This is a genomic window from Cupriavidus neocaledonicus (assembly GCF_000372525.1).
GTDB classification, from domain to species: domain Bacteria; phylum Pseudomonadota; class Gammaproteobacteria; order Burkholderiales; family Burkholderiaceae; genus Cupriavidus; species Cupriavidus neocaledonicus.
Genome location: NZ_AQUR01000041.1, coordinates 1 through 7,179, shown reverse-complemented (window position 1 = coordinate 7,179; position 7,179 = coordinate 1). Strand labels below are relative to the sequence as shown.

3 protein-coding genes and 1 pseudogene are annotated in these 7,179 nt (G+C 52.7%); 1 reads left to right on the top strand and 3 read right to left on the bottom strand.

Annotated elements, in window-relative coordinates; genetic code table 11:
- A partial coding sequence (locus A3AG_RS32590; RefSeq protein ID WP_081610658.1) for a PEP-utilizing enzyme occupies positions 1-2,093 on the top strand: 2,093 nt, incomplete at its 5' end.
- 556 nt (positions 2,094-2,649) lie between these two features.
- Here the strand turns inward: A3AG_RS32590 and A3AG_RS32580 are convergent.
- The 3 genes and pseudogenes from A3AG_RS32580 to A3AG_RS31035 form a co-directional block, all read right to left on the bottom strand.
- Complete coding sequence (locus A3AG_RS32580; RefSeq protein ID WP_012354697.1) at positions 2,650-4,248, bottom strand: thiamine pyrophosphate-dependent enzyme; 1,599 nt, start codon at positions 4,246-4,248, stop codon at positions 2,650-2,652.
- Between the two features lie 14 nt (positions 4,249-4,262).
- Positions 4,263-5,297: a pyridoxal phosphate-dependent aminotransferase gene (locus tag A3AG_RS31040; protein WP_012354696.1), complete on the bottom strand. Its 1,035-nt coding sequence runs from the start codon at positions 5,295-5,297 to the stop codon at positions 4,263-4,265.
- A 697-nt stretch (positions 5,298-5,994) separates the two neighbouring features.
- Positions 5,995-6,372 (bottom strand): annotated as a pseudogene (locus A3AG_RS31035) (ATP-binding protein); the annotation flags it as partial.
- Positions 6,373-7,179: the final 807 nt, after the last annotated feature.

Below are 7,179 nucleotides of genomic sequence, written 5' to 3'. Positions count from 1 at the left end.
CTGTATTAAATGTCCGTACCGATGAGCAACTGATTCAAGCAATAGATGATGTGTTCTCTTCGTACGGCACCCTATTGCCATCCGACGAGGTGTTCGTCCAACCGATGGCCAAAGATATCGCGGTAAGTGGCGTTGTCATGACATGCGACCCTGAATCTGGCCTTCCATACTATATTGTTAGCTACGATGAGAGCGGCGATACTACAGTTGTGACTTCTGGTGGAAACGGCACCCGCACTTACATATTTGTACCGGGCCACGATGCACCGGAGCCTCTCCGGCGTTTGGTGCCAGCAATAGAAGAAGTGATCGAAATTGTTGGCATTAAAGAGGTAGATATCGAATTCGGGATCTCGAATAATGGAACCGTGGTGATCTTCCAGGTACGGCCCATAACAGCCCCGCGGAGATGTGGATACAGCGCAGGCCACCTTGCCATGCTTCTCCAATCACTGAATGGCGTTGAAGCGTCGATTGAGGACGTCAACAGCTTCAATAACCGCCAGGGACTCGTAGGGGAAGTTCTTGGAGTCATGCCGGATGTGAACCCCGCCGAGTTGATAGGAACTAAGCCACGGCCATTGGCCGCCTCCCTCTTTCGTCACCTGTTCACTAATACCGCGTGGGCTTCCGCGCGGGCAAATTTCGGGTACCGAGATTTGCGCGCAGTTCCCCTAATGCATATGATTGGCGGCACACCATATGTTTCTGTATCAGCAAGCGTCGCCTCTTTTCTACCGGCCGCATTGCCCAATTCCATAGCAAAAAAAATCATCACCGATGCTCAACGCAATTTAATTCTTAAGCCAGAGCTTCATGACAAAATAGAATTTCGCGTTGTTCCAACTTGCCTCAAACCAAGAATGAGGGACGGTCATTGGCGCGAGCTATTCCCAAGCCTTTCTGAGAACGAATGGGCATCGTACCTAGACCTGCTACGTGCTTTAACGAACCGCATTATCACTGGCGATGACCTCTTTGATCGTGCTAGACACGGCATCGAAGCGTTAGAATCCACTGCAAAATTTACAAATTGGAATGAGGACCACGGATTGCTTGATGTCCTGTCGCTGATCGAAAAAGTGCACGTGCATGGCACAGTGCTATTCTCTGAGATTGCGAGAGCGGCCTTCGTAGCGACGGACATTCTCAAGTCATTAGAGTCTGAGAAATTGCTTCGCCCGGGGTTCCTGGATGCCGTCGTGCGCGCCTCCGACTCCGTTGCAGCCCAACTAGTAAACGATTTTTTTGCACTACAGCCTGCAGAATTTTTAAATTTGCACGGCCATATTCGCCCTGGCACATACGAGATCACCGTTCCTCGATACGACGATCCTATTAGTAAATACTTCGACTGGATGAATCGCACCATCAAAGAGGAGACGACAGAAGTATCCGCCATTGACTTAGCTCTGTCACCTGCCCAGATATCGGCCCTTTCTTCCGAGTTCGATCGAACCGGCTACGCTTTCGATTGGCCGATATTTGAAGCCTTTGCAATGAAGGCGATTCAGGGCCGTGAACGCGTCAAACATTCTTTTAGCCGTCTAATTTCGGACGCCTTGGAGATGCTCGCACTCGTTGGAGCAAATCTTGGTCTTAGCAGAGACGATCTGTCGTTCCTTACGATGCCCGACATTGCATTCTCTTTAGAGATTCGCTCCAATCCTTCGACCTTTCTGCGGTCTGCAGTCGAGAGAAATCGACAGCACTGGGAAACAACCAGATATCTCCGCCTTCCTGATCTTTTGTGCTCCCCAAAAGACATCTTCGGCTTCCATGTCTTCCACTCCCGCCCGAGCTTCATCACCGCGCTCACAGTTGAGGGGCTTGTGACGGATGTACATGGTTCGTCGTTCAAGGACAGCATCGTTTTTATGGAAAATGCTGACCCCGGTTTTGACTGGATATTCACGCACGGCGTCAAGGGATTTATCACGAAGTACGGTGGCGAAAATTCACATATGTCAATCAGAGCGCGTGAACTTGGTGTTCCCGCCGTTATCGGCGCCGGCAGCCGCTTTGAGCAATGGCGGAACGCACGCGTTATTCGACTCGAATGTGCAGCTCAACGCGTCCAAGTTCTCAGTTAAGCTATGGAAATGGAAGCGATGTCTGAACACGGAGTACGGCGATGCCCTCGCCGCATTAGAACGCTCCCACGAGCGGCCTTATCGAAACTCGTGAAGACCTCATAGCCAAGTTGCTTCGCTTGGCCCTCGGCAGGCACACTGATCACGGCCCGCCGAGGGGCGGTCAGCCCTTCGACTCCATATTCCAGGATGATTTCGCGCAACAGGTCGCCCTGATGCTCTCATAGGGTAGGAGGTAACCAGCGTGATAAATCCGATACCATGATCGAACTTACTCAGCAAGGCGAACGGTCAATACAATTGTAATCGCTAGGTGATGTCAGGCTCATGTTGACATCATGAGCGTCGCCAACTGAGGTGCCCGTTTGATTTGGAAGCGCGTGAAAATAAACAAATCGATGGCGGCGATGATCACTCAGCCGTTATATGAGGGATTCTAGTCAGGCACGGGGTCAAGCCCATAAACACTTGGAAACTCATATGTGTCCCGCCGTTCTCAATACGGGCTCCCGAAGCGGTTAGATTTATCGAAAACTTCATAGAATGGAGAATCACCTCACCGGAACTGGTCAATACTTGGCATATCCCCCACGCTGACTTCGATCACCGTCGGTACACTCGTCGTTGAGATGGCCCGACGTAATGCGAACCGCAGTCCTTCGGGAGAGTCCGTTCGGAACGCTTGTGCACCAAAGCTTTCCGACAAACGGCAGAAATCTGGATTTCGAAGATCAGTTGCTATAATTCTACCGCCGTAGTCGTTGACTTGCATCTGGCGGACATTTCCAAAACAGTTGTTATTGAAAAGCAGAACGATCAGAGAAATCTTATGCTGTACAGCAGTGGCTAGCTCTTGAACGGCAAACATGAACCCGCCGTCCCCCGTAATAGAAACCACGGGTACGTTTGGCTTTGCAACCTTCACTCCGAGCGCAGTCGGAAAGCCATATCCGAGTGTCCCCTGATAGCCGGTAGATATGTAAGTGCGGGGACTGTATACAGGATAAACGATGCGACTCGCAAAGCCAACCTGGGTTAATTCGTCTACAAATATTCCATGTTCACCTATTTCTTCACGGATAACCTTCAGATAGCTCAATTGTGGTTCGAGCACCGCTGAACGCGCTTCCCATGCGGCTTTGACTTCCATCAATGCAGTTTCTCGTGGACGTCGAACGGCATTGTATTCTTCAAGCCTTCTCAGCAAGAGTGGCAAGGCTTGCTCTGCCCGAGCCGTAATTTCGCACTTCGGCGTAAAAAATCTACGATGTGTGGTCGGGTCAACGTCAATGCGAATAATATCCGGCCGATGTGTCCGAATCCATTTTTTTGCTGGTATTCGCATGTTGGTACCGATGGCCAGAACAACATCGGTTTTTCCCCAAAGGTCCTTCGCGGCAGGCAGGTGCAGGGAGAGATAGCTACGGGCATCCACAACCCCCATACCGGTACGATATGCCACGACCGGTGCCTGTAAGACCTCCGCTAACTGCCGGACCAATGTGCTCGCGCCTTGCGCACCGCTTCCGACAAATATCATTGGAGCAACAGAGGCACCTAGCACTTTGGCGACCTCTTCGATAGCTTCCTCGTCCAGAGGAGGTTCATAGGGAGTCCGTAGTTTGAGTTGGGGATCGGCGGGAGCCGTGCTGGCTAACACGTCCATTGGAATCTCCAGCCCAACTGGTCGAGGTCGACCCGAAAGCATCTGGTGAAAGGCTTCACCGATCAAGATCGGAATCTCCGATGGGGTGTGAGCAGTTGCTACCCATTTGCTAAGGGAACGCAAGATTGAGAGCTGATCATTAATTTCATGCAATTCACCCCAACCTCTTCCTATTGCCGCTGAGTTTATCTGACCGGTCAAACACATCAGCTTTGCGTTAAGTGCGTACGCCGTTGAGATCGCGGCGGTTGAATTGAGAAGGCCTGGCCCCGGAACAACGTTGAATACCGTGGGCAAATCGCTGACCAGAGCATGACCGAGTCCCATATATGCCGCACCTTGCTCATGTCGAGTGTGAATTATCCGGAATTTTTCTCGATGATCGAAAAATGCATTATAGAGCCAATCGTTCTGCATGCCAGGTAGACCGAATACCGTCCTTATTCCGAGGTTATGCAAAGAAAGAACTGCTGCCTCACCACCCGTCATAGCTCTCATAGTCTTCAGCCCTCCAGAAGCGTATCCAATAATGCGAGTAATCTCGTGTTGTCACCTGGTGCACCGACCGTGATTCTTATGCAGTGCGGCAGATCGAATGCGGGACGTACCATGACCCCGTTCCCAACCAAGAGCCCTGCCAGTTCCTCAGCGTTGAAGCCTTTGGGACAGCGAACCATGAGAAAGTTTGCCTGGCTTGGTGTCACCTCCAGATTCAGGGCTTTTAGCCCGGTCGCGAGCCTGAGCCGCTCGGCATGGTTGTTATCGACGGTGCGCTGCAAGTGAACCCTATCCCCCAAAGCGGCAATTGCAGCATCCATTCCTGCTGCGCTTAGGTGAAAATTTCGTTTCCGCTTCTTCACACTCTGAGCTATCCGTTGCGGCGCGATCCCATAACCGATGCGCATACCAGCCAAACCATAAGCCTTGGAAAAGCTATGAACAATCACGACATTTTGATCGTCGAGGACATGCCGTATAGCATCAGGAAGGCCTTCTTCTGTAGCAAATTGATAATACACCTCATCATATATTACGGTGACATCATCCGGAATTTTTCCCAACACTGTACCCAACACACTTTCCCCAAACCAGGTCCCGGTCGGATTATTTGGATTACAAAGATATAGCAACCTGGTATCCTTGTTTATCCTGCGTAGGATTGCATCGACGTCCAAGCGGAAATCCGATCCAATCAGCGGTACTCTGTCTATCTCGCATCCCTTATTTGCAAGAGATTTTGAATATTCACTAAAACACGGCGGACATATGATGGCACGTTGACCAGGCTTAATCAGCGCATCTTCCACTAAAGACAGTACTTCGACACCGCTGTTTGCCGAGAAAAATTGCGCGCTTGTAAGGCCTCTACCATGAAAGGCAGCTAGGGCGTCGCAGAGCTTTTTGTCGGTGCGTTCTGGATAGCGATTCGCAGAGGCAATTGCTAGTTTCGCGGCATCAACTGCTTTGGGTGATGGGCCAAATGGGTTCTCGTTTGAGGAGAGTTTCGTAATCTGCATTATTTCTTCGTCCGCCATCATTTCATCAAATGATTTACCATTTATAATAGTGAAATAGGAGATATTTCACTATTTCAGCGCTGGATACCCGATAACGACTCGGAAAAGTGGACTAATCTTTCCTCCGCTGGATTGAACTTCCCCCTCGATAATTCATGAGCATTATGTTCGCGGAAGTGCCTTGTGTGTGCCGTGTGTCCACACGAAATTGATTCGTCCGCTTGATGCCGGATGAGTTCAAGCTCAATGGAGAATATCACTCAACATACGACTAAGAATATGGCAAGGCATAATCAACGAGGCTTGCGCAAAGGGCCTCCTTTATTTGCGGCGATGCTGGATACCGCTACACTTCCTTATCCCATGCCCCCTCGGGATGCACTAAAATTTCTACACTTCTTAGCTTGACCCTAGCCGCTTTCTTTTCAAGCCAAGTCTTTATTGTAATTGCTCGGTGCGAGGTCGGTAAAATGATCCGTTTTCAAGACGCCATGAAGTTATTTCATGGAACGAACATTTACTGATATTTTTACGGACTATCTTCGTCAGGATAGCCGTACGCGCGAACCCTGCTGACCTTGAGATATTGTGGTTGCCTCGATCAGGGGCCAGCGGTCAGGCGTTGTCGATCGCCGGCATAAAGGAACCGGGCATCTTCGGCGTAATGGAGCCAGGCGGAGTCGCCTGGATCGGGCTCGAACGGGGTCTCAAGAATGGCGCGGACGGCGGCATGCCCCAGTGCCTGGGCCAAGTGGCTCTTGCCGGTACCGCACGGTCCGGCGATCAAGATGCAGGCCTTCTCCTCAATGTAGCGGCCGGTGGCCAGGTCATAGACAGTCGCCCGGTTCAAGTTTGGCAGGCGGTCGAAGTCGAAGCCCTCCAGGGTCTTCTCCCCGCGGAAGCTGGCGCGGCGCACGCGTTGGCTGAGTTTCTTCTGGTCCCGGCGAGCCAGTTCGTAGTGGACAAGCAAGGCGAGGAAGTCGGTGTGGGCCAACTGACGCTCGACGGCTTCGCGATTGCGTACTTCCAGCGTGTCGAGAACGCCAGACAGGCGCAGTTGCTTGAGGGCGGAGGAGAGTTCGGGGATCGGATTCATGGGATTCAATGAAGAAGCAGCGTCTGGGTGTCGCGGCAGAAGCGGCCGCCTTGGGCGTAGGTGGTGGCCAGCGTGCTGACCGTGGGCGCTGGTTCGAGATCCAGCCCCCTTGGCCAGAATCTGCTTGACCGCGCCGTAGTTGGGCGTGCCGAAGTGGTTGGCCCGCCGGCAGGCGGCTTCCAGCCGTTCGTCGCTGCATTGCTGTGCGAACCGCAACAGGCCTTGGACAGCACGCAACTTGATCAGAACTCGATCGCCGAACAGCACGCGCACCAGAGCGGAACAGGACGGACCGATGCGCTTGGCCTCGCGCAAGCACCACTGGACATCGTGCAATTGCCAAGCCTGTGCCTCGGGTGGCAGATGGTCGGTGACGGGACTGCGGGCGCCGAGCGCACCCTGTCGCAAGTGAGTAGCAAGCAGGATGTATTCCTCATACAGATGCACCATCGTCGCCGTAGCCTTGAGCCACACGACTTGCCGGCCAGACGGAACGGCGCCGAGTAATAAGCCCGCTCGAACTGAACGTGACCATCCCGGTGTGCCGTGGATGCGAGTGCCGGCCTCGGCCATGACCCAGGCGCGCACCTGGCGGTTGGCATCGGCGAGGTCGCGGAAGTCGCGCAGCGGCCCGAAGCTGTTCTTTACGTACTTGACTCCCGATTCCACGATACCCTTCTTCTGTAAGCGGTCTTTTAAGGGCGTCCCTTCCGGCCGCCGGCGGTATCCGAAGACGGTTGAGGGCTTGAGCCTCCAGGGCAGCAGAGCCTCGTAGTCGTCGGCTGTCTGTGCGTGTGGCAACGCCTT

Coding starts and splice junctions, on each gene's coding strand:
- A3AG_RS32580 (WP_012354697.1), bottom strand. CDS start 4,248: ATGACGGGTGGTGAGGCAGCAGTTCTTTCTTTGCATAACCTCGGAATA.
- A3AG_RS31040 (WP_012354696.1), bottom strand. CDS start 5,297: ATGATGGCGGACGAAGAAATAATGCAGATTACGAAACTCTCCTCAAAC.